We start from the raw sequence: 709 nt of genomic DNA on the forward strand, positions 1-709 counted from the left end.
TGAACACGCTGCATTAGCAGCCTGACTGGCTGGATTCGATCAAGCAAAACAGCCGTTTAGGCTGCAGAATTTAGCACCACACCCCAAACTGCCTCCGTGAGCCAGCCCAATCGGATCAGAGGTTTACGCCACGCCGTTCATGGATCGTTCGCTCGGAACTGTTCAAGTTGGGCCATAGACTTGCTGCATGTAGGTCTGCCGCTCCTCCCAGAGCTGCGGTTGACGCATGCGGCTGATCTGGTCCCACGTGTAGGTCGTGGGATTGCCGGGTCCGAGGAGCAGCGGCGGACGCGGCCCGGGGCTCAGCATCATGGGTGGGGCAGCCCCGGGGCCGAGCATCGGCGGCGCTGGGCCCGGGCCGAGCATTATGGGCGGGGCAGGCCCGGAGCCCAACATCGGCGGTGCCCCGGGGCCTGGCCCGAGCGTAGGGGGAGCTCCCGGACCGGGTCCCAGCAGTGGAAGGTCTGTCCCGGCCGCGAGCTGCGGCAGCGCCGCGCCGCGCCGGCGCCTTCCGACAGTTCCGCCGTCTGAAGCACGCGCAGTCCACCGCCCTCGAGCGACTGATAGAGTGTCGCCACGCGTCCGCGCACGATGATCAGCAGCTCGGGGTGGTTGGCGTTCGTCACCGCCATGGCGCCGTCGTCGGCGAAGGTGATCAGCCATTCCCCGCGCTGGATGACCCGGCCTGCGGAGGTTGCGGGCGCCTCGC

1 protein-coding gene is annotated in these 709 nt (G+C 67.8%); it reads right to left on the reverse strand.

The genetic code is table 11. The annotated features are described in order from the left end of the window. Positions 1-365: 365 nt before the first annotated feature. Positions 366-709: hypothetical protein (locus Q7A36_RS40500; RefSeq protein ID WP_305109443.1), on the reverse strand; the 344-nt coding region annotated here is incomplete at its 5' end.

This window comes from Paracraurococcus lichenis, from assembly GCF_030657435.1.
Classification (GTDB): domain Bacteria; phylum Pseudomonadota; class Alphaproteobacteria; order Acetobacterales; family Acetobacteraceae; genus Paracraurococcus; species Paracraurococcus lichenis.